This window comes from Empedobacter sp. UBA5036 (assembly GCF_002415215.1).
In the GTDB taxonomy this organism is placed as follows: Bacteria; Bacteroidota; Bacteroidia; order Flavobacteriales; family Weeksellaceae; genus Empedobacter; species Empedobacter falsenii_B.
In genome coordinates this window covers 1-23,949 of record NZ_DICC01000061.1, presented here as the reverse complement: position 1 = coordinate 23,949, position 23,949 = coordinate 1, and the positions used below count along the sequence as shown (strand labels likewise).

20 protein-coding genes and 1 pseudogene are annotated in these 23,949 nt (G+C 31.6%); 10 read left to right on the top strand and 11 right to left on the bottom strand.

Annotated elements, in window-relative coordinates; all coding sequences use genetic code 11:
• Positions 1 to 29: 29 nt before the first annotated feature.
• The 6 genes from B4J88_RS11750 to B4J88_RS11725 all read right to left on the bottom strand — a co-directional run bounded on the left by B4J88_RS11750 (position 30) and on the right by B4J88_RS11725 (position 9,044).
• The gene (locus tag B4J88_RS11750; RefSeq protein WP_291067709.1) at positions 30 to 1,805 is read right to left on the bottom strand and encodes an AMP-dependent synthetase/ligase; all 1,776 of its coding nucleotides are present in this window, start codon (positions 1,803 to 1,805) and stop codon (positions 30 to 32) included.
• A 121-nt stretch (positions 1,806 to 1,926) separates the two neighbouring features.
• Positions 1,927 to 2,163, bottom strand: a complete 237-nt coding sequence (locus B4J88_RS11745) for a hypothetical protein (RefSeq protein ID WP_038336082.1) — start codon at positions 2,161 to 2,163, stop codon at positions 1,927 to 1,929.
• Position 2,164: 1 nt separating this feature from the next.
• Positions 2,165 to 3,616 (bottom strand): MATE family efflux transporter, encoded by a 1,452-nt coding sequence (locus B4J88_RS11740; protein ID WP_115001065.1) that lies wholly within the window; start codon positions 3,614 to 3,616, stop codon positions 2,165 to 2,167.
• Between the two features lie 140 nt (positions 3,617 to 3,756).
• Positions 3,757 to 5,514: an aspartate--tRNA ligase gene (gene aspS, locus B4J88_RS11735; protein WP_286495565.1), complete on the bottom strand. Its 1,758-nt coding sequence runs from the start codon at positions 5,512 to 5,514 to the stop codon at positions 3,757 to 3,759.
• Between the two features lie 119 nt (positions 5,515 to 5,633).
• Positions 5,634 to 7,052: a hypothetical protein gene (locus tag B4J88_RS11730; RefSeq protein WP_286495566.1), complete on the bottom strand. Its 1,419-nt coding sequence runs from the start codon at positions 7,050 to 7,052 to the stop codon at positions 5,634 to 5,636.
• Positions 7,053 to 7,142: 90 nt separating this feature from the next.
• A complete protein-coding gene (locus tag B4J88_RS11725) occupies positions 7,143 to 9,044 on the bottom strand; it encodes an amino acid permease (RefSeq protein ID WP_221855381.1) in 1,902 nt (633 codons plus the stop codon).
• Between the two features lie 140 nt (positions 9,045 to 9,184).
• Between B4J88_RS11725 and B4J88_RS11720 the strand changes: the two genes are divergently transcribed.
• Positions 9,185 to 10,210, top strand: a complete 1,026-nt coding sequence (locus tag B4J88_RS11720) for a M28 family peptidase (RefSeq protein ID WP_280049540.1) — start codon at positions 9,185 to 9,187, stop codon at positions 10,208 to 10,210.
• Between the two features lie 51 nt (positions 10,211 to 10,261).
• Here B4J88_RS11720 and B4J88_RS11715 read toward each other — a convergent pair whose 3' ends face one another.
• The 3 genes from B4J88_RS11715 to B4J88_RS11705 are packed head-to-tail and all read right to left on the bottom strand — an operon-like array spanning position 10,262 to position 13,210.
• Positions 10,262 to 11,023, bottom strand: a complete 762-nt coding sequence (locus B4J88_RS11715) for an ABC transporter permease (protein ID WP_291067708.1) — start codon at positions 11,021 to 11,023, stop codon at positions 10,262 to 10,264.
• 1 nt (position 11,024) lies between these two features.
• A complete protein-coding gene (locus tag B4J88_RS11710; protein WP_286495568.1) occupies positions 11,025 to 11,906 on the bottom strand; it encodes an ABC transporter ATP-binding protein in 882 nt (293 codons plus the stop codon).
• Complete coding sequence (locus B4J88_RS11705) at positions 11,906 to 13,210, bottom strand: erythromycin esterase family protein (protein WP_291047075.1); 1,305 nt, start codon at positions 13,208 to 13,210, stop codon at positions 11,906 to 11,908. The genes B4J88_RS11710 and B4J88_RS11705 overlap by 1 nt, the downstream gene beginning before the upstream one ends.
• Positions 13,211 to 13,395: 185 nt before the next feature.
• Here B4J88_RS11705 and B4J88_RS11700 point away from each other — a divergent pair, with 185 nt between their 5' ends.
• From B4J88_RS11700 to B4J88_RS11675, 6 genes and pseudogenes are all read left to right on the top strand, one after another.
• The gene (locus B4J88_RS11700; RefSeq protein ID WP_291067707.1) at positions 13,396 to 14,886 is read left to right on the top strand and encodes an aminoacyl-histidine dipeptidase; all 1,491 of its coding nucleotides are present in this window, start codon (positions 13,396 to 13,398) and stop codon (positions 14,884 to 14,886) included.
• Between the two features lie 262 nt (positions 14,887 to 15,148).
• Complete coding sequence (locus B4J88_RS11695) at positions 15,149 to 16,252, top strand: sugar-binding domain-containing protein (RefSeq protein WP_291067706.1); 1,104 nt, start codon at positions 15,149 to 15,151, stop codon at positions 16,250 to 16,252.
• Between the two features lie 15 nt (positions 16,253 to 16,267).
• Positions 16,268 to 16,357, top strand: a pseudogene (locus B4J88_RS11690) (hypothetical protein); the annotation flags it as partial.
• 57 nt (positions 16,358 to 16,414) lie between these two features.
• Positions 16,415 to 19,216, top strand: a complete 2,802-nt coding sequence (locus B4J88_RS11685; RefSeq protein WP_291067705.1) for a glycoside hydrolase family 2 TIM barrel-domain containing protein — start codon at positions 16,415 to 16,417, stop codon at positions 19,214 to 19,216.
• Positions 19,217 to 19,313: 97 nt separating this feature from the next.
• Positions 19,314 to 20,105, top strand: coding sequence for a cobalamin-binding protein (locus B4J88_RS11680; RefSeq protein WP_291067704.1), 792 nt, complete (start codon positions 19,314 to 19,316; stop codon positions 20,103 to 20,105).
• Between the two features lie 4 nt (positions 20,106 to 20,109).
• On the top strand, positions 20,110 to 20,421 hold the full coding sequence (locus B4J88_RS11675; protein ID WP_219034206.1) for a hypothetical protein: 312 nt from the start codon (positions 20,110 to 20,112) through the stop codon (positions 20,419 to 20,421).
• A gap of 27 nt (positions 20,422 to 20,448) precedes the next feature.
• On the opposite strand, the gene murB is transcribed toward B4J88_RS11675, so the two are convergent.
• Both murB and B4J88_RS11665 read right to left on the bottom strand, forming a co-directional pair.
• Complete coding sequence (gene murB / locus B4J88_RS11670) at positions 20,449 to 21,468, bottom strand: UDP-N-acetylmuramate dehydrogenase (protein WP_291067703.1); 1,020 nt, start codon at positions 21,466 to 21,468, stop codon at positions 20,449 to 20,451.
• Between the two features lie 13 nt (positions 21,469 to 21,481).
• Complete coding sequence (locus B4J88_RS11665; RefSeq protein ID WP_286511710.1) at positions 21,482 to 22,684, bottom strand: pyridoxal phosphate-dependent aminotransferase; 1,203 nt, start codon at positions 22,682 to 22,684, stop codon at positions 21,482 to 21,484.
• A gap of 100 nt (positions 22,685 to 22,784) precedes the next feature.
• Between B4J88_RS11665 and B4J88_RS11660 the strand changes: the two genes are divergently transcribed.
• From B4J88_RS11660 to B4J88_RS11650, 3 genes are all read left to right on the top strand, one after another.
• The gene (locus B4J88_RS11660) at positions 22,785 to 23,144 is read left to right on the top strand and encodes a YtxH domain-containing protein (protein ID WP_125350224.1); all 360 of its coding nucleotides are present in this window, start codon (positions 22,785 to 22,787) and stop codon (positions 23,142 to 23,144) included.
• Positions 23,145 to 23,207: 63 nt separating this feature from the next.
• On the top strand, positions 23,208 to 23,558 hold the full coding sequence (locus B4J88_RS11655) for a phage holin family protein (protein WP_219034203.1): 351 nt from the start codon (positions 23,208 to 23,210) through the stop codon (positions 23,556 to 23,558).
• Positions 23,548 to 23,874, top strand: coding sequence for a hypothetical protein (locus tag B4J88_RS11650; RefSeq protein ID WP_115000004.1), 327 nt, complete (start codon positions 23,548 to 23,550; stop codon positions 23,872 to 23,874). The genes B4J88_RS11655 and B4J88_RS11650 overlap by 11 nt, the downstream gene beginning before the upstream one ends.
• Positions 23,875 to 23,949: the final 75 nt, after the last annotated feature.

The window sequence follows — 23,949 nt, the reverse complement described above, 5'->3', positions numbered from 1 at the left end:
TTGAAGGGATTTTTTAATTTCTTTTTTATTTACTTTTTATCGTATAATTTATTGTATAAATCTTGATATTTAGCTAGCACATTTTTACGTTTCAATTTTAATGTTGGCGTTAATAATCCATCATCAATGGTCCATTCATCAGGCGTTAATTCGAACTTTTTGATTTGTTCCCAATGTCCCAAACCTTGATTCATTTTTTCAATTTCACGACCAATAATATCTAAAATTGCAGGTTCTTTAATCAAATCTGCATTCGTTGCAGGCTCAGCAATTCCTTTGATACGTAAATAATCTTTCAACACTTGGAAATTAGGTTGAATAATCGCACAAGGCATCTTCTCTCCTTCTCCAACAACCATTACTTGCTCGATAAAACGAGATTGTTTGAATTTATTTTCGATGATTTGAGGCGCAATATATTTACCTCCAGAAGTTTTGAACATCTCTTTTTTACGATCAGTAATTTTAAGTAAACCTCTTTCAAGAACTCCAATATCACCCGTTTTAAAATAACCATCTGGCGTGAATGCTTCAGCAGTTTTTTCAGGATCTTTGTAATAACCTTGTGTAACGTTAGGACCTTTGACTAAAATCTCTCCGTCTTCTGCAATTTTAACCTCGATTCCTTTTAATGGTGCACCAACAGTTCCGATTCCAAAACCGTCTTTCTTCATACAATTCACCGAAATTACGGGAGAAGTTTCTGTCAAACCATAACCTTCTAAAATAGGAATTCCAGCACCCCAGAAAATATGATTCAAACGTGCTGCTAAAGGCGCAGATCCCGAAACCATACATACTAAATTACCACCAACTCCTTCTTTCCATTTACTGAAAACCAAACTTTTTGCAATTGAATGTTTCAAACCAAATAATCCACCTTTTGGATTGTAAGGATCGTAATCTTCAACAAGGCTTAAAGCCCACATAAAAATTTTTGTTTTAAGACCTCCTGCAGAAGCACCTGTATTGTAAATTTTATCGTAAACTTTTTCTACTAATCGAGGCACAACCGTCATCACATGCGGTTTCACCTCTTTCATATTATCTCCTAATTTATCGATGCTTTCTGCATACCAAATTCCGATGCTCAAATGTTGATACAAGTAAATCAACATACGTTCGAAAACGTGATTAATCGGAAGAAAACTCAATGCAATTGCATGATTTGGAAAATCCGGAATACGATCAACGGACATTAAAACATCAGAAACGATATTCTCGTGCGTTAATACAACACCTTTCGGACGACCTGTTGTTCCTGAAGTATAGATCAAAGTCGCCATATCAGATGGTTTTATCATCTCTTTGATACTATCAACTTCATGTTGCGTTGAATTATCTTCACCCAAATCTAAAATTTCTTTATAATTTGGAACTCCAGCAATTTCATCAAAACTATAAATCCCAACCAATGTTGACACTTTATCTTTTACAGCTACAACTGTATCATATAAACCTTTATCAGAAACAATGATAAATTTACATTCAGCATTGTTTAAGATATAATCAAAATCGTCTTCGGAAAGTGTTGGATATAACGGAACGGAAATCGCGCCAACTTGCTGAATACCGATATCACAGATGTTCCATTCGGTACGATTAGTTGAAGTGACTATTGCAATTTTATCTTGTGGCTTGATTCCTAATTGTAATAATCCTCGACTAAATGCATTTGCTTTGGCAACGTATTCTTGTGTAGATGTTTTTACCCAGGTTCCGTTCACTTTAGACACCAATGCATCTTCTCGAGGATTATTTTCTAATTGATTTTGTGGAAAATCAAATAATCTTTTTATTTCCATGGTTTTGAATAATTTTCTTAGTTGCAAAATACTAATAAAAAAATTATAATGCAAGCATATAAAATTATTTTAGTGTAAATCCTACACCAATAAAAATATGGAAATTTTATTAATTCAAGACTTACTCTTCGTCATCTAACAAAGACATTTCTTGATCATAAAAATCTAAAGCGTCTTCAATTAAATTTGCGATTTCAGTATTAAATTCTTCGTTATCTTCTTCTTCAGAAATATCTTCAAACCACTCGATATCGTCAGTTTCTACATCTAATAAAAAACGAGGATAATCTGTATGTAAAATAAAGATTTTGTCTGGCATTGTTGAGTTATCAGCCAATAAAAATTTTGGTAATTCCATTTTATATATTTTTTAATTTATCTTCTAAAATTATTTCTGCATTAGGATTTTCCCTAATCATTTTCTTTGTTTGACGATTGTAACGAATCATCAAAAACACTGCCGAAGCTGTTAAACCAGTTCCTAAACCAATCCACATTCCAAACGCACGCATTTCGAATACAATTGCTAAGACTACACCAATCGGAATTGCGATTAACCAATATGAAATAAACGTTAAAATAGAAGGAATTTTAACATCGGTCATTCCTCTCAAAGCACCTAATAATACCAATTGAACGCCATCTGACATTTGGAAAAGCGAGGCAATAATTAATAATGATGCAGCTAAATTGATAACGTCTGGATTGTCTAAATAAATTGTTGGTAATTGATAACGGAAAATAATGAATAAAATTCCGCACAAAATCATAAATGATAATACCATTAAAATACAAGACCAACCTGCTTCTCGTAAGGTTTTGTAATCTTTTAAACCTAATTGATTTCCGATACGAACCGTTGCTGCAACTCCAATTCCTGTACACATCATAAAAGTTGTGGAAGCTAAATTTATCGCAATTTGATGCGCTGCTAAATTTACTTTAGCTAATTCTTGATCTGCAATAGAATTTGTAAATGTATAACCGCAAACAAAGGCTGCCAAAGAGAATGCACTCATTTCGAAGAAAGAAGTTAACGCGGTTGGAATTCCAATTCCAGCAATTTTTCTGAAAATAGCTTTCTGAAAATTACTTGCCTTAAATTGAACTTCTTGTAATACAGATTTCGTTTTCTTAAAATTAAATAAAACAAGAATTAAGAAAATCATCATTACCAAACGCGCAACGAATGTTCCCCAAGCTGCACCAGCGACTTCTAAACGTGGGAATCCCCAGTTTCCATAAATCCAACCATAATTTAACGTAATATTAATCACGTTACTCAATACAGTTGCAATTGTAACAGGAATCGTTAAAGATAAACCTTCTGATAATTGACGAAACGTTTGAAAAATCATCAACGGTATCATCGAAAATGTCATAATCGTAAGATATGGAATACATTTTTCTACTACATCAGCGGGTTGTCCCATGTAGAACATCAGCGGTTTTAGGAATGTAATCAATAAGAATAAACCGATTGATAACGTAATATTTAAGACCAAACTGTGCGAAAAATAATTTGCAGCCATTTTTTTATCACCTTTCGAATCTTCTGCCGCAATCAATGGTGACAACGCAAAACTAAATCCGAAAGCAAATACTAAAACCGCAAAAAATAATGAATTTCCTAAAGAAGCTGCTGCTAAAGCTGTTTTCCCCAAAACCTCATCTTCTATATTATCATATTTTCCACCTAAACCACCAACCATAATGTTATCAATAATGTTGACAGAAATTTGCCCCATTTGAGTAATCATTACAGGAAATGCTAATTTGATATTACGCCTTAAATGCTCTTTTAATTCCAATTTATTCTCTATTTACAATTGCAAAGATACAGCAAAGGTTTTGCTTCTACATTTAAAAATTGTCATGTAATTTAAAATTAATCAATAAAAAAAGACTACTTAAATAAGTAGTCTTTAATATTTATAGAAAATTTTTCTTTTTATTTTGCAACAAATGTTGACGCAATATTCAGTTCATCCATTTGTGTTTGATCAATTGGAGAAGGTGCATCAATCATGACATCGCGACCCGAATTATTTTTAGGGAATGCTATGTAATCACGAATTGTTTCTGAACCATCTAAAATCGATACAAAACGATCAAAACCGAATGCTAAACCTCCATGAGGTGGCGCACCATATTTGAAAGCGTTCATTAAGAAACCAAATTGCGCTTCTGCTTGATCTGGCGTAAATCCTAATAATTCGAACATTCTTGCTTGAACTTCTTTATCGAAAATACGAATAGAACCTCCACCGATTTCATTCCCATTTAAAACTAAATCATATGCATTTGCACGAACTTCACCTGGATTAGTCGCAATTAATTCCATATCCTCTGGTTTTGGAGAAGTAAATGGATGGTGCATCGCGTGATATCTTTCAGATTCTTCGTCCCATTCTAATAAAGGAAAATCTACAACCCATAATGGAGCAAAAACTTCTGGATTACGTAATCCTAAACGCTCTGCGATTTCCATACGTAAAGCCGATAATTGCGCACGAACTTTGTTTGTATTACCAGACATCACCAACATTAAATCTCCTGGTTTTGCGTTCATACGCTCTGCCCAAGCTGCTAAATCTTCTTGCGAATAAAATTTATCTACAGAAGATTTAAATGTTCCATCTTCATTATAACGCGCCCAAACAAGACCAGTTGCCCCAATTTGTGGACGTTGAACCCATTCGATTAATTTATCAATATCTTTACGTGTGTAAGCATTACAACCTTCCGCAGCAATACCAACAATTAATTCTTGTTCATCAAAGATTTTGAAATCTTTTCCTTTAGCTAAGTCTGTGATTTCACCGAATTCCATTCCAAAACGAATATCTGGTTTATCATTTCCATAACGACGCATTGCTTCTGCAAATGTCATACGTGGGAATTGTTCAAATTCTAATCCTTTGAAAGTATGTAATAAATGTTTTGCTAAACCTTCGAAAACATTCATGATATCTTCTTGTTCAACAAACGACATTTCACAGTCAATTTGTGTAAACTCTGGTTGACGGTCTGCACGTAAATCTTCGTCACGGAAACATTTTACAATTTGGAAATAGCGGTCTAAACCTCCTACCATTAATAATTGTTTGAATGTTTGTGGCGATTGTGGTAACGCATAAAATTCACCTGGATTCATACGAGATGGAACCACGAAATCACGCGCACCTTCTGGCGTAGATTTAATTAAAACTGGAGTTTCAACCTCTACAAATTCTTGTGCATCTAAATATTTACGAACTTCCTGCGCAACTTTAGAACGGAAGATTAATTTTTCTTTTACTGGATTACGACGAATATCTAAATAACGATATTTCATACGGATATCTTCTCCACCATCTGTATTATCTTCGATTGTAAATGGAGGCAATGCAGATTCATTCAAAATTGTAATGTTTTCTGCTAAGATTTCAATATCCCCTGTTGGAATGTTTGGATTTTTTGAAGCTCTTTCGATTACAGTTCCTGTAACTTGAATTACGAACTCGCGTCCTAAATGACGAGCAGTTTCAAATAATTCTTTCGAAGAACGTTCTTCATCTAAGATGATTTGTGTGATTCCATAGCGATCACGTAAATCGATCCACATCATAAAACCTTTGTCACGTAACGTTGATACCCAACCGCTTAACGTGACTTTTTCATTAATGTTGGCTTGTGTTAATTCACCACAAGTATGAGTTCTAAACATTTGTCGTCAAATTTATAGGACAAAGGTAAAGTTTTGCGTCGAAATAAAGAAGTTATCTAACTTATTTGAGAAAATAAATTTAATAAAAAAAGCGATTCAAAATTGAATCGCTTTTCATACTATTTACAAGTCGTTTTATATTTTTCAAAAAAGGTTTTGATTCCATCTACAGATTTTAAGTCAAAATCCGTCACATTTAAACTACATTTTATGTATTCGTTGAAATTTTTTTCCAATTTATCATCATTATTATTTCCTAAATAAAGCGCTTTTTCTTGATTAGGTATTTTTATATAAAGTTTATTATTAGACGGTTCTTCTAAAATAAGAAATCCGTTATCTTCATTTAAAATTTTATAGAAATATGAAAAATCAGTGCTTAAACTCATTACATTTCCAATTGAATTAAAAACATTACCAATCGTTTTCAAACCTATATAACAATCTCCTGAATCTGTACAGAATTTTGCTCCTGTGTTTGATTTATATCGTGTAGATTTTTCTTTCCCTTTCTCATTTACAGCTTTTACATAAACTGATTTACCGTAATTTTCAGGTAAAGATTCTATATTGCTTTTTTCAACTTTACTTGTTGCATTTTCAAAATTAATCGAAAGTTTACCAGCAACCTTATTTCCTTTTTCGTCAATAAGAAAACCTGGGACATCATATAAATTGGAAGAATTTGCTTTAGCTTCTGCAATTTTATTCTGATAATCAACCCTTTCCTCTGTTGAATTTTTTATTTGAAGTTGAGTATTTAAAGCAAAACCATTTTTTAAAGCAAATCCTACAATTTGGGTAAAAAATTTATTATTCTTTATATCTCTTGAACTTTTATCTTTTAATGGGTTTTCTAATTCTTTTAATTTTAATGAATAAACTTTATTTAAGTCACTAATTTCTAAAGAATTTCCTCCAAATTCACCTACTTTATAATTATTATTTTCAACTAAAGTATAATTATCTACAGAAAATCCAGAAGGAGAATACAATATTTGTCCAATTTTAATGTTATTTTGATATATAATTCCTTTATTGTCAAAATAAATCCCATTAGATTTCACTAATTCTGTTAATTCATCTAATAATTTATTATAATCTAAAATTTCATTATTATATTCCTCTTGTATATCTCTTTTATCAAGTTGCAAAATTTGTTGTACAATAGATTGATCTATTCCATTTGAAGTAATAATCTTATATTGTCCATTTGAAAAGGTTTTCACAATATCTTTTTCTAAATTAAATAAAGAGAAACCTTTCATATCTGTTTCAAAATCATTAGACTGATTTGATGTTAAATCAATCAATCTAAACCAAATTTTATTACCACCATATGGATATGGTTCAGCTTTATATTCAATAGATAAAATTGGTTTATTTTGTATATCTGACAACGTATAAACACGTTTTTTTCCTTCAACTAATGCAACTTCTTTTTTATCAAATAGAACTTTTCCTTTTTTTATATCAATATCTTGCGCAGAAACATAAAAAGAACCTAAAATAAACAGGCTCAATAGAATTTTTTTCATAGGGTTAAATTTCTGCAAATATAACTGATAGAAACAAAAAGATCCGGTTATAAATGATTATAATCGGATCTTTTATTGTTTATTGTAAGTTTAAACATTTCTCAACTTACTATGTTTATAACCGTAAGTGAAATAAATTGTTAAACCAATTGCAATCCAAATCAAGAAAATCATCCAGTTTTTCAATCCTAATTGCGCCATCATATAAAAACAACACAACATACCAGCTAACGGAATAATAGAAGTTCTTTTGAAAAATGTTCTAACTACCATAAAAACATAAATCATTAAGAATAGAATCATTGGAATTTTGTGTTTGAAAACATCCCATCCTTTTTCCATCTTCTTATCTTCGTAAACTGGTAATTTGCTCAAAGTAGATTTATATTGTTCTGGAGATAATTGTGCCAAATAATCATCCAAAAATTCAATTTCAGATCCTGTTAATTCATTAATTGTTGCATAAGAATCTTTTAATTCTTTTGGCGATAACGAATTTACAAAATGTTCAATTGGCATAGGTTGCGGTTTATTCGTAAAGAAATCAATCGAATCATCTTTAAATGTTGTTGCGCATAAAAATACAATCACGGCAGTTACAATTGGCATAATGTATTTTGCATTGATAAAAGGCGTTTTAAAATTTCCTCTTTTCGCATTTGGATCGGCATCCATACGAAGTACAGCAGCACAAACTAACACAAAAGCAAACAAAGTTCCAATAGAACAAGCATCAACAACCAATTCCAAATCTGTAAATAAAATAGGAACTCCAACTACAAATCCAGTAAAAATAGTTGCAAAAGAAGGTGTTTTAAATTTCGGGTGAATAGTAGAAAATTTCTTTGGTAATAAACCATCACGAGACATTGTCATCCAAATACGAGGTTGCCCAATTTGAAAAACAATAAATACACTCGCCATCGCTACTACAGCCGAAAAAGCAATAATTCCTGCCAACCACTTTAAATCTTGAATTTTATCAAAAACATACGCCAAAGGATCTCCAACATTCAATTCAGAATAATGAACCATTCCCGTAATTACTAAAGCAATCAGCACATATAAAACAGTACAAATAATGATAGACGCAAAAATTCCACGAGGCAAATCTCGCTTCGGATCTTTACATTCTTCCGCAGTTGTGCTAATCGCATCAAACCCAATATAAGCGTAAAAAACAGACGAAACTCCAGCCAAAACACCTCCTACTCCATTCGGTGCAAAAGGATTCCAATTATCTGGATTCACATAAAAAGCACCAACCACAATTACCAAAAGTACCACAGCTAATTTTAACACAACCATTGCATTACTTGCTTTTCTCGATTCATTAATTCCACGATAAACCAAAGCTGTAATCAAAAAAGTAATGATTAATGCAGGAATATCCACCACTAAATTAAATCCTAAATATGGAGCATCTTTAAAGGCTAAATATTTTGGAATCTCTTGCGCATAAGGCGAATTCGCAATTCCTTCTAATGTTTTACCTTTCGCTAACTCATTCGAAACAAATTCAAAACCTTCTCTCGCCGTAAAATAATCCATTGTCATCCATTCTGGCAGATGTAATCCCATTCCGGAGAGCAAGGTGGTAAAATAATCACTCCACGAAATCGCGAGCACAATATTCCCAATCGCATATTCCATAATCAATGCCCAACCAATTACCCAAGCAAATAATTCTCCAAATGCAACATAGCTATAGGTATACGCACTACCCGAAACAGGCACTAACGAAGCAAATTCTGCATAAGCAAAAGCTGTAAAACCACAGGCAATTGCCGTAAAAATAAAAAGGAAGATAACTGCTGGTCCACCTTCAAAACTTGCTCGACCAATAGTACTAAAAATACCAGCTCCAACAATTGCGGCGATACCAAAACCTGTTAAATCTCGAACACCTAAAGTTCTTTTCATTGTAGTCGTGTTCTTTGCAGATTCTGCTAAAATGGATTCGACAGATTTTTTTCTGAATAATTGTGACATAATTTATTTAAAAACGGGCAAATATAAAAAAGACAATCCCAAATTCGGATAGAATCCGTATAAATATTGGTTTTTTATTCAAATTTTCTTTTTTATTCTGCTTGGTTAGATTAATTTTAAATTTAATTCAAAAAATTAACATGAAACAATTTTTATTTGCAATTGCTTTAACTGCTACTTTAGTAAGTTGTGATTCTACAAAACCAATTTCTCAGGAGAAATATCAAAAGAGTCTTGTAAAATATACAGACAAAATTTCTGAAGCTGAATTAAAAAAACAGCTTTACATCATTGCTGCGCCTGATATGGAAGGTAGAAATGCTGGAACTGAAGGCGAAATAAAAGCGGGAAACTATATCTCTAATTATTACAAAGAATTAGGAATTAATGGACCAAATAATAATTATTTCCAAATTATTCCTGCTGGAACTTTTAACCGAGTAAAAGGTCAAATGAGAAATGTGATGGGATTCATCAAAGGATCAGAAAAACCAGAAGAAATTGTGGTGATTTCGGCACATTATGATCACGAAGGAATAAAAGATGGAAAATTATATGCTGGTGCTGATGATGATGGTTCTGGAACTGTTGCTGTAATGGAAATTGGTCGTATTTTCCGCGAAGCTGAGAAGAAAGGAATTCGTCCAAAACGTTCGGTTTTATTGCTACATGTTTCTGGTGAAGAAAAAGGATTATTAGGTTCTAAATATTATTCAGAACATCCAATTTTTCCTCTTGCAAACACAGTTGCAAATGTTAACATTGATATGATTGGTCGAGTAGACTACGAACATAATGAACAAACAAGAGACTTTGTTTATGTAATTGGTTCTGAAATGTTGTCTTCTGATTTACACAAAGCTGTTTTAGCAGCAAATGATGGATTAGGAATTAATTTAGATATGCGTTACAATACGCCAGATGATCCAAATCGTTTTTATTACCGTTCTGACCACTATAATTTTGCGAAACATAACATTCCGTCTGTTTTCTTCTTTAATGGTGTGCACGATGATTACCACAAACCAGGCGATACACCAGACAAAATTGAATATGATTTATTGACGCGTCGTACAAAATTAGCTTTCAATACAATTTGGATTTTAGCAAACGTCGAAAATAGACCAGTTGTAGACAAAGAATCTCCTATGCCTTCTACAAGATAAATATAAAAAGTATACATTAAAAAATCCCTTGAATTCAAGGGATTTTTTGCTTTATAGATTTTTCTTTCTTATAAAGATAAAGTAACTCAACCCTAAAAAGAAAATATTGTATATAAGGTTGATATAATCTAATCTTTCTAAAGATGCTATTTGATTCATTAAGTTATCAAATGATTTTGGAGAACTTGAATAAGGAATGAAATCTGCAAACTTTTTACTACTAATCACAGAACAAAAAACAGTTACAAATAGAGAAAAACCTACTGGATAAATAAAACTTCTGAAGAATAAACTCAAAGCAAATTGTATCATAGATACAGCTAAATATCCAATCCATAATTTGAAAAAAGTGTAAAAAGCAATTTCTCTAAAATCAAAATTCTGAAAACCATAATTTGGTGAAATAAATTGTAATAAATATCCACTTAATAGAAAAAACACATAAGCCCCAACAACAGAAAAACTGACTATAATTAAAATAAATAAAGCTTTGGCTAAATAAATTTTAGCATGTGAAATGGGCAGTGTAAATAACAATTTATAATTGTTGTTCTTATATTCTACATCGCAACATGAATGCACAAACACAGCAATTAAAACTGGAAATAGCATATAGAAAAACATAAAAACATATCGTCCTAAAAAACCGTACCACGGATTCAAAGCAATAGGTTCCATTGGTACTTTATAAATTAAATAGAAAAAAACACCTAAAACGACTAAAGTTGGTAAAAATAATACACCAAAAATTTCTTTGTTTTTTGATAATTTATATAGTTCGGAAGCAAATGCTTTATAAAATGTATTTGTCATTTTAGTGTTGAATTAGGTTAATAAAAATTTGTTCAAGATTAGCTGTTTCAGACTGAACATCATAAATTTTAATGTTATGCTGAATTAATTGTTGTATTTTTTGATGAAAATCATCATCGTTTTCAATTTCAAAATGCATGACGTTATCTTCAATTATTACATTTTCAAAAAGTTGTTTTGCTTTCTCTGCATCATTTATTTTTATAGCAACTTTACGAACAACATTCCCAAGTAATTCTTCTTTTTTGCCTTCAAAAATCATCTTTCCTCCTTCTATAATTCCAATATGCGTAGCAACTCGTTCTAATTCACTTAAAATATGACTTGACAAAAAAATCGTTTTACCTGATGCATTCAACCTCAAAAACAATTCGCGCATTTCATAAATTCCTTGTGCATCCAATCCATTAAGAGGTTCATCTAAAATCAAAATTTCTGGATCATGAAAAATCGCTATTGCAATTCCCAAACGTTGTTTCATTCCCATCGATAAATCAGATGTTTTATAATGTTCCGCGTACAACAAACCAACCAAATCTAACACTTCACTAATTCGCTCCTCACCTTTTTGATAAATTACATCTAAGTATTTTAAATTTTCATAAACAGTCAATTTTGTGTAAAAACAAGGCGCTTCAATCAAATTACCTGTTAAAGCATGAATCTTAATAGGATGTTTTTTGATACTCAACTCATTCAAGAAAATAGTATCTTCATTCGAATTCAATAATCCTAAAAGCAATTTTATTGTTGTCGATTTTCCTGCTCCATTTCGCCCCAAATAGCCATAAATACTTCCTTTCGGAACATTAAGATTAACTTGATTTAATATTTGTTTTGACCCGAAACTAAAATTCAAATCTTTTATTTCTATACTTTTCATTATTTCTCTTCTTTTAGTGGTGTTGGTTCTTGATTAACATCGATGTAAAAAATTCCATCTACAAAGTCACTCCATTTTGCTTTTACATTCATTCCTTGATCTATAACTGAATAATACTCAGATTTTAGTGCAGATTGATTCGGAATTTGACTAAAATCTAAAAAGAAATAAGGCTGATTAAGTTGATGAAATGCATTCTCTACCGCATATTTATTAGGTGTATTAATTATTTGTTTCAGAGGATTATAAACGCCATACGAAGTAAAACCAATTGCATACGATTGGTTCTTGTATTTTTCTTTGATATATTGTCCCAATGGTTTAAAATTATTCGGATAATATTTTTTGTAAGCATGTACATTCGCCGACCAAATAATTACTTTCTGATTTGGATAAAGAGAATCCAATTGATAAATTAAATTCTCTACCATCAAAGAATCTCTAAAATTCATACTTTCCTTAGTTCCAGATTTATACATCAAATTTTTCTGAATATGGTTTTTAATATCTTTCAGATAACGTGAATAGATTTTAGTTTCTTCAGTTTTTGGAAGCCTTGATATTCGTAATGAAATCGATTGTAACTCTTTAAGGAGTTGAGTAATTTCATTTTTTTTATATGTAGCTTCAGTAAATTTTTTATATCTAAAAATTGTAAGATTATCAATATTTTGATTTAAAAAAGGGTAATCATATAAAGATATATTTTGATTCGCTAAAAACTCTCTTAATAATTTTATACGTCTTAAATACCCATTATTTAAAATTTCTGTCAGTAAATCACCAGAATATTGCATATCAAAACCACCTAATGTGATTGGATTATTTGTTTTCTTAGTTTGTAAATAATAGTTATTTAGAGGTTGAGTTTCTTTATTATCCCACCAAAAATTAAACATACCAAGTCCCGCAATCGAATCTTTTCCAACACCTAAAGTTCCTTTTTCCATTTCTTGGTTGGTTATCCACATATCATATTGTCCAGCTTCGTACAAGACAACATTGTAATCCAAATTTTCGTGCAAATACTTTATCAAGCGTGATTTGGCTTTAAAAGTTTGTCCATCTTGATGTATACCTTCACCCAAAAAAACAATACGATTATCTTTTAACATCATTTTCAAAAATTCTAAATCCTGATTATTTTGTTCAGTCATTTCAATCGAATTTATTGGATGTTTATATTGATTTGTTTCAGCGATTATCTTCTCTGAGTCATCATTGAAAGTTTTCTTGAAAACAAAAACATTCAACAATACTGCACTGAGTAAAGTCAAAATTGTAAATAGTGTTAATTTCTTCATGAATCATTAGTGTTATTTAAAAATAGTATTTTTCGTATTACATCACGTTTTTATTTTTTCATTTATAATAATATGATTCATAAAAAAATAAAAAGGTTGGTTGAGAATCAAAAAAATTTAAAACTTCTTTAATAAAACTATATTGTCGCAATTCCGTAACTTTGAGGAACAATAAAAAACAAACAATGAATAACGATATTCTTAATTTGGAACCAAAAGCAATCTGGAAAAACTTCTCAGCATTGAATTCAGTTCCAAGACCTTCTAAGAAAGAAGAAAAAGTACGTCAGTTCATCATCAAATTTGGTGAAGATTTAGGTTTACCTGTCGAAACGGACGAAGTAGGAAATGTTTTAATCAAAAAAGCTGCTTATCCAGGAATGGAAGACCGTAAAAAAGTGATCATGCAATCGCACTTGGATATGGTTTGTCAAAAAAATAACGATGTAACATTCGATTTTGAAACACAAGGAATTGAAATGTACATTGAAGATGATAAATTTGTTACAGCAAATGGAACAACTTTAGGTGCAGATAACGGAATTGGAGTTGCGACAATTATGTCTATTTTAGAATCGAAAGATATTCCTCATCCAGCTATTGAAGCATTTTTTACAATTGACGAAGAAACTGGAATGACTGGTGCTTTAGGTTTGAAAGCTGGATTCTTATCTGGGAAAATCTTGTTGAACTTAGATACCGAAGAAGATGATGAATTAGACATTGGTTGCGCTGGTGGTGTTGATGTAACGGCGACAAAAGCTTACACTACAGAAGCTACTAACGGAACTGCTTTTACCTTAACATTAAAAGGTTTGAACGGTGGACACTCTGGAATGCAAATTCACGAAGGTTTAGGAAATTCGAACAAATTAATTGCTCGTTTATTAAATGCTGCAACTGAATTTGGTTTACAAATCGCTCATATGGAAGGTGGAAGTTTACGTAACGCTATTCCTCGCGAGTCTTGGGCTAAAGTTGTGATTCCTGCGGATAAAGTAGATGCTTTCAAAGCGTCTTACGAAACTTTACGTACAGAAATCATTGAAGAATATGAAACGAAAGAACCTAAAATGGTGATTACACTAGAACCAACTGATGCAACTGATGCAATGTCAGCACAAGATTCTAAAGTTTTTGTTCAAACAATTATGGCAGCTTTCAATGGTGTTTACAGAATGAGTCCAGATGTTGAAGGTTTAGTAGAAACATCTAACAATGTGGCTCGCGTAGAAGTTATTGACGGAAACGCTCGTGTTTTATGTTTAACGCGTTCTTCTATAGAATCAGGTAAAGAAGCATTAGCACAAACATTAAAAGCTGGTTTCGAATTAGGTGGTTTTGAGGTTAAATTCTCTGGTTCTTACCCAGGTTGGAAAGCAAATACTCATTCTGAAATTTTAGAATTGATGAAAGGAATTTATGTTTCAAAATTTGGAGAAGAACCAAAAGTTGTGGCTTGCCACGCAGGTTTAGAATGCGGAATTATTGGAACAAATTATCCAGGTTTGGATATGATTTCTTTTGGTCCAAACATCTCTGGTGCTCACTCTCCTGACGAAAAAGTAGAAATTGCTTCTGTACAAAAATTCTGGGATTATTTATTAGATATTTTAAAAGATATTCCAAACGATGGTCCAGTTAATTACAGCTGTGCAAATTCAAAAAATATATAATTTAAGCTGAAAACTTAATCTAAAGACCACTTTTGCAAGTGGTCTTTTTTTACAATAATACTTTTTAAACAATTCTTTTAATCAAATTAAAATTTTTCTATAATTCTATTTATTTCAGAAAAAAAATCATTAATCATTCATAAGATTAAAAAACAATTATTTACAATTTTATCACCTTATTTTTACTTCTTCAAATAAGCATAATCATTTAATAATCTAGACTATATTTGTTTAACACGTGATTAAAAATGCTTATTGAAAAATGAATCTTATAACAAAATACAGTAAAGTTATTGTTTCTGCACTTGTTGTTCAGACAACTTTTGCACAAATAAATCCGCCAATTGAAAATCCTTTTACTCATAATTTAGGGGGCTTCAATTACGGAACGAAAGATTCTCCAGACGGTAACGAATGGGAATCGCCAATGAATTTATCCTTCAACAAAGAATTACCTAAAAGCTATTTTTTCTCTTTTGAGAATCAAAATCAAGCTGTAAAACTTTTACCAGAAAATAGTCCATATTGGATGAATTTGAATGGTACTTGGAAATTTAATTGGGTAAAAAACCCAAACGAAAGACCGAAAAATTTTTACGAAAACAATTTTGATACCTCTTCTTGGGCTGATGTTCCTGTCCCGATGAGTTGGAATATTTTTGGAATTCAGAAAAATGGAGATTTAAAATATGGTGTTCCAATTTATGTCAATCAAAAAGTTATTTTTCAGCATGCTGTAAAAGTTGATGATTGGAAAGGCGGTGTAATGAGAGAGCCTAACAAAGATTGGACAACATATATTTATAGAAATGAAGTTGGTTCGTATAAACGTACATTCGATGTTCCTAAAAATTGGGATGGACGTGATATTTACATGAATTTTGATGGAGTAGATTCATTTTTCTACTTATGGATTAATGGAAAATATGTTGGTTTTTCTAAAAATTCTAGAAATTTAGCTTCATTTAACATTACACCTTATCTAAATAAAAAAGGTGAAAATTCTGTAGCAGTTGAAGTCTATAGGAATTCTGACGCTTCATTCTTAGAAGCACAAGATATGTTTAGATTGCCAGGAATTTTTCGTACAGTTTCATTAACATCAAAACCGAAAATCCAAGTTAGAGATTTGGTTGTAATTCCTGATGTAACGAATAACTATAAAGATGATGAACTAAATATTTCGGCTGATATTAGAAATTTATCAAATAAAGTCGCAAAAGGTTATAAAATTGCTTATACACTTTATCAAAATAAATTATACAGCGACGAAACTGAAAAAATTGCAACAACTGAATATATTATCAATTCTGATGCAGTTACAATCAATCCTAATTCTTCATCTATTTACAAACTAAAACTATAACTAAAGAATGCAAATCTTTGGTCAGCAGAGCGTCCTTATCGTTATACGTTAGTTGGAGAATTAAAAGATGTAAAGAACAAAACAATCGAAACAGTTTCGACGAATGTAGGATTTAGAAAGGTTGAAATTAAAGATACAAAAGCTGAAGATGATGAGTTTGGTTTGGCTGGACGTTATTTCTATGTAAATGGAAAAACAGTAAAACTGAAAGGTGTTAACCGCCACGAAACAAATCCTGAAAAAGGAAAAGTTGTGACACGTCAACAGATGGAAGAAGAAATTAAGTTGATGAAACGTGCAAATATTAACCATGTTCGTAACTCACATTATCCAGATGATCCTTATTGGTATTATTTATGCGACAAATATGGGATTTATTTAGAGGACGAGGCCAATGTAGAAAGTCACCAATATTACTACGGTGAAGCTTCAATCTCTCATCCAAAAGAGTGGAGAGATGCGCACGTGGCACGTAATGTAGAGATGGTTCATGCAACAATCAATCATCCTTCTATCGTTATTTGGTCTTTAGGAAATGAGGCTGGTCCTGGAAATAATTTTGTTGAAGCCTACAATGCAATCAAAAAAATTGATACTTCTCGTCCTGTTCAATACGAGCGAAATAATGCAATTGTTGATATGGGATCTAATCAATACCCTTCTATCAATTGGGTTCGTGGTGCTGTACAAGGAAATTATAAGTTAAAATATCCTTTCCATATTTCTGAATATGCGCATGGAATGGGAAATGCAGCTGGAAATCTGATAGATTATTGGGAAGCAATGGAATCTACCAACTTCTTTATGGGAGGTGCTATTTGGGATTGGGTTGACCAAGCAATGTATTATTATGATAAAAAGACAGGCGAAAAATTCTTCGCTTACGGAGGTAATTTCGGGGATAAACCAAATGACGGAACGTTTGTAAACAATGGATTAGTTTTCGCTGATTTAAAGGAAAAACCTTCTTACTGGGAAGTTAAAAAAGTCTATCAAAATGTTGGTGTAAAACCTGCAAATATCTTGAATGGTGAAATCGAAATTTTTAATAAAAATTATTTCATTTCGTTAGAAGATTACACGCCAGAATGGGCTTTATACGAAGATGGAATCGAAATTGAAAGAAGTACAGCTTTTATTGAGCCTAAAAAAATCATTAGTCCTCGCGAAAAACAAATCGTTCGTTTACCAATTAATCAATCAAAATTAAAACCTACATCAGAGTATTTTGTAAAAATTCAATTCAAGCAAAATCATGATCAATTGTGGGCGAAGAAAGATTATGTTCAAATGGAAGAACAAATTTTTGTGAAAGCTGCAGAACAAATTCCGACAATTCAAGAAGTTCAAAAAACAAATCAAATTACCATAACAGATTCAGAAAAACTAAAAACAATTAGTGGAAATGGTTTCGCTGTAAAATTTGATAATCAAACTGGAACTATTTATAGTTTAAATTATAATAACCAAACGATTATTAAAGATGGTGACGGTCCAAAATTAGATGCTTATCGTGCACCAATGGATAATGACAACTGGGCGTATCAGCAATGGTTTCAAAAAGGTTTACATAATTTAAAACACAAAGTTTTATCATCAACTTCTTACACAAGAAAAGATGGCGCAATTGTATTATCGTATGTTGTAGAATCACAAGCGCCAAATAGCGCATCACTTTTAGGAGGTACTTCTGGAACATATAAGATCGAAGAACACAAAGACCAAGTATTTGGGGAAAATGATTTCAAATTTACTTCAAATCAAGTTTGGACGATTTATCCAGATGGTTCAATCGAATTATCGTCAAGTATTACTTCAAATGACGAATCGCTTGCTTTAGCGCGTTTAGGTTATGAATTGAAATTACCAGAAAATTTGAGCAATTACAACTATTACGGACGCGGTCCGATTAATAATTATGCAGATCGTAAAACCGCTCAGAATATTGAATTTCATAAAAGTACAGTGAAAGATCAGTTTGTACCGTGGCCAAATCCGCAAAGTATGAGTAATAATGAGGAAGTTAGATGGAGTTCTTTAACTGATACTTCTGGAAATGGGGTTGTTTTTGTAAGCAAAGATTTGATGTCAACTTCTGTTTTGCCTTGGAGCGAATTAGAATTAACGCAAACGCCTCATTTCTATCAATTACCAAAAAGTAATGGAACGTATATGCATTTAGATGCTGGTGTTACAGGGCTTGGAGGAAATAGTTGTGGGCAAGGACCACCATTAGAACAAGATCGTGTAAAACCAAACGCAACAACTTTTGGATTTATTATTCGTCCTGTTCAAAGCAATAATTATTCAACGCAAGCAAAAGTAAAAGGAGCAGGAGATTCTCCACTTCTTATTACACGAAACAAAATTGGGGAAGTTACAATTTTGAGCCAAAATCAACATGCAGATTTGTATTACAAAATCGGGAATGGAAAAGAAACGAAGTATACAGAACCTTTCAAATTGAGAGATGCGAATACAATTGTTACTTGGGATAAAAATAATCCGAACATTAAAGTTTCTTCAAAATTTACTAAAATAGAAACGATTCCGTTACAAGTTGTTTTTGCTTCAAGTCAAGAAACTGGAGAAGGAGATGCTGCAAATCTTGTAGATCGTAATCCAAGCTCTATTTGGCATACGATGTATTCTGTCACTGTTGCGCAATATCCTCATTGGGTTGATTTTGATGCAGGAGAATTCAAGATGATTAAAGGATTTACATATTTACCTCGTCAAGATGGAGCTAATGGAAATATAAAAGATTATAGAATTCAGATTAGTTTAGACGGAAAAAATTGGAGTAACCCTATCAAAGAAGGTTCTTTCGAGAAAAACACTAAACTGCAAACAATTTTGTTCGACAAACCAATTCGCGGAAGATATATCCGTTTCACAGCTTTAAGTTCTCAGAATGGACAAGATTACGCTGCTGGATCCGAATTTGGAGTTTTAGTTAACTAACATTTTTACTCATAGTTTTTTCAAAAGAAATTCATATCATACAAATGGTATGAATTTCTTATTTTTATACCTCACATCAATTTAACATCAAGCCAAAATGTCATCAAATCGATATCCTCAACGCATTGTTTGCTTAACCGAAGAAGGAACTGAAATTCTGTATAACATTAATGAACAACATCGTTTAGTAGGAATTAGTGGTTTTACCTATCGTCCGCCACAAGCAAGAAAAGAAAAACCTAAAGTTTCAACTTTTTTAGATGCTAAATTTGAAGATATCATCAATTTGAAACCAGATTTAGTTGTAGGATATTCGGATTTACAAGCAGATATTGCAGCAGGATTAATTAGAAGAGGAATCAATGTGTTTATCTTTAATCACCGAACAGTTGATGAAATTTTAAATATGATTGTGCAATTTACTTCATTGATTGGTTGCCAAGATAAAGGATTAAAATTAGTCGAATTTTACGAAAAGAAACTCGAAGAAGTAAAACAACAAGCAACTCTTCTTCCCTATCGCCCAACAGTATTTTTTGAAGAATGGGACGAACCAATTATTTCGGGAAGCGCTTGGGTTAATGATTTGATAGAAATTGCTGGTGGAAAATTAGCTTTTCCAGAACTCAAAAATAAAGCTTTAGCTAAAGATCGTATTTTGTTGGATGAACAAGTGATTGAACGAAATCCTGATATTATTATCGGTTCGTGGTGTGGTAAAATGTTCAAACCCGAAAAAGTAAAACAACGAATTGGTTTCGAAAACGTAAAAGCTATTCAACAAAATCATTTATACGAAATAAAATCTGAATTGATTTTACAACCTGGTCCTGCTGCTTTAACCGATGGTTTGGATAAAATTGTGGAGATTATTACAAATTATAAATAAATATATGGATCCGGATTTTTTAATTTTGTATACTAAAGTAATTTTAGTCCTTCACTTCGTATTCGATATTTTATTATTAATTATTTCTATTGTTGCTCACGGAAAAAAAATAAGTTTTAGTAATTATCTAATTTTCATAACAATTTCTATATTACTATTATCAATAATAAGATTATCTATAAAAGAATATCTTGGTGTTTCAATTTATGAACTAAATATAGTAACAAATATTCTCGAAAAACTTTTATACATAGCATTCGGAATTATATTAATAATTGGAATTTCTAAATTAAAAATCAATAAAGAAGAAGAATAAAAATCCCGCTTTTCAGCGGGATTTAATTTATTGTATAATATTGACTTCTCGAACCAATGTTACGCTATATTTAGCTTTCACATCTTCTATAATTCGCTCAGATAAATCATATATTTCGCGTCCAGTTGCATTGCCATAATTCACCAAAACCAAAGCTTGTTTATCGTGAACTCCCGCATCACCAAAACGTTTTCCTTTCCAACCTGCGTGTTCTATCAACCAACCTGCGGCTAATTTAACACCTGAATCAGTTTTGTAATGAGAAATTTCTGGATGAAGTTTTTCTATTTCAGTAAATTCTTCATTCGAAATGACAGGGTTTTTAAAGAAACTTCCTGAATTACCAATCTGCGAAGGATCTGGTAATTTACTTTGACGAATTTTGATTACAGCTGCACTAATTTCTTGAATGGTTGGATCAAAAATTTGCTCCTTTTCTAATTCAGATTTTATTGCACCATATTCTACATGAAGTTTATGATTTTTCTTCGTCAATTTAAATGTAACAGCTACCAAAACGTATTGTCCTCTCAATTCATTTTTGAAAACAGATTCGCGGTAACCAAAATGACATTCTTCATTTGTAAAAGTACGTTCATCACCCGTTCCTAAAACTAATGTTTGAACTTCTTCGATATAATCTTTAACCTCAACGCCATACGCACCAATATTTTGCATCGGCGCCGTACCAACATTTCCAGGAATCAACGAAAGATTTTCTAATCCTCCAAAATCATTTTGCAACGTCCATTCAACAAAATTGTGCCAATTCTCGCTTCCTTGCGCTTTCACGTACACAAAATCATCATCATCGTTGATAATTTCGATTCCTTTCAAATTCAATTTTAACACAATTCCTGGAAAATCATCTACAAAAAGCATATTACTTCCTCCACCAATAAATAAAATCGGTAAATCTTTTTGACGACGAAAGACCAACACTTTTCGCAAATCTTGAATAGTCGCAACATCAGCAAAATATTTTGCTTTTGCTTCTATTCCGAATGTGTTATATAATTTTAATGAATAATTTTCGATGATTTCCATCTTCTTATTTTTCTTATGATCTAATTGTTCCTGGATATTGTTCTAAAGCTTCTTTCAAGATTTCGACAGAACGAACCAAATCTTCTTCTTTCAGAACATAAGCCAAACGAACTTCTTGAATTCCTGAATTCGGAGTTGAATAAAATCCTGCTCCTGGCGCCAACATTACTGTTTCTCCGTTTGACGAGAAAGATTCTAATAACCAAATTGCAAATTTCTCTGCGCTATCAACTGGTAATTGAATCATACAGTAGAAAGCTCCTTTTGGATTTGGACAAACCACACCCGGAATTTGCTGTAAACCTGCAACTAATGTATTGCGACGTTTTAAATATTCTGTACGACAATCTTCGAAATAGGTTCCAACATTTCTGTGTGCTAAAGTTGCAATGTATTGAGAAATTTCAACAGGGCTTAAACGTGCCTGTGCATATAACATTGCAGCTTTTAAGAATTTCTCGTTACGCGTAATCAAAGCTCCAGAACGTGCTCCACATAAAGAAAAACGTTTCGATTCTGAATCAATTACAATTGCATTATCTTTCAGTTCTGGAAAACTTAAAACAGATGTAAATTCTTCTTCTGTATATAAATATTCTGCATAAACTTCATCCGAAATTAAATAGATATCATGTTTAAGAACTAATTCTTTTAATTGATTTAATTCTTCTTTCGAATATACATATCCAGTTGGATTTCCAGGATTACAAATTAAAATTGCACGTGTTTTATCCGTAATTTTTTTCGCAAACTCCTCAACAGATGGTAAAGCAAAATTATTTTCGATTGTAGATGGAACAGGAACAATATTTACATCATTTTCACATGTAAATCCGTTATAATTTGCATAAAAAGGTTCTGGAATAATAATTTCATCACCTGGATTTGCAATAATTCCGAAAATAAATAATAAAGCTTCCGAACCTCCTAATGTTGCAATAAAATTTTCTGGCGTTAATTCGATTCCACGATTTGTAAAATAATCTGCCAAAGCCTGACGATATTCCAACGTTCCTTCTGAGTGCGTATAAGAAATAATGTTTGAAGGAAAATTTTTCAATCCTTCTAAAACAGCTTTTGGCGACTCAATATCAGGTTGTCCAATATTTAAGTGATAAACTTTCGTTCCTCTTTTTTTCGCTGCATCTGCGTATGGCACCAACTTTCTGATTGGAGAAGCTGGCATATTTTGTGATTTTTCAGATAATATTAACATTTATTGTAATTTTTTAAATTTGATTTGAATTCTTTGGTATTGTTTTTGTAATTTTAAAGTGTAAATATAAAAAACGTTTAATCTCAAAAAAAACTTTATTATGAGTAAATTAAATAATGCAACTAAATTATTAGCAGGTTTAGCAATCGGAACAGCAATCGGAGCAGTAGTAGGTTTATTATATGCACCAGAATCAGGGAAAGACACTCGCAAAAAATTAAAAAAAGAAGCTGACAAATACAAAAAAGAGTTAGACAAATACGCGAATGATTTTTCTGATAAAGCGAAAAAAACTAAAAAAGAATTAGAAGCTAAATTAGACGAAGTAAAATCAAAATTAGCAGAACAAAAAGACGAGTTTGTAGCAAAAGCGAAAGAAGCTGGAAAAGATTTAAAATCTAAAGCAAACCAAACAAAAGAAGATTTAAAAGACGAATTTCAAGAAAACGTAGGAGTTTAATTTCTCCGAAATACAACATTCCTTAAAATTTATAATTAACTTTGTCTGAAATAAATCAATTTTATGTTTAATGAACTAAAAGTTTATATTAATAATAGAATAACTTTAGCTAAATACGATCTCGTAGATTCGCTGAGTAATATGTTGGCGAGCGGTATTTATGTATTAATTATTGCCGTATTTTCTTTGTTTCTATTATTATTAGGAAGTTTAGCATTAGGATTTATTTTGGGAGGTTATTTTAATGATACAGGATTAGGTTTTCTTGCTGTAACTGGAATTTATTTCTTAATGATGGTTTTTTCTATTCTATTTAGAAAGAAATTAAAACTTTTCTTGACAAATATTGCCGTAGAAAACGCGATGGAAGCTATGTCTAACCAGGAAGATGACGAAGACGACGATGAAGAATAAAGAACAAATGTCTGCGATAAAAAATTTAGACGATTTGCGAATGGCAAAACGTAAACTAAAATTACAAATGAAAGTTGCTGAAAATAAACATGAAAATTCATTTGTAAATAAAGCAGTTAATCTTGTAACAAACTTAAAATCCGATACAAGTTTTACTTCTTCTAAAGTTGAAAGTGCATTAAATTGGGCTGGAGATAAAGCTTCAAAAAAATATCCAATGAAGGGAATTACAAAAATTTTAATTTCTGGATTGATTATGATAGCGGTTCCAATTATTACGAATAAAATTCAGGAATATATAGAAGAAAAATTATAAAATTATTTGATATTAAAAAACCACTTCGTTTGAAGTGGTTTTTTTGTGTGTTAATTTAGGACTGTCTCTTAAAGT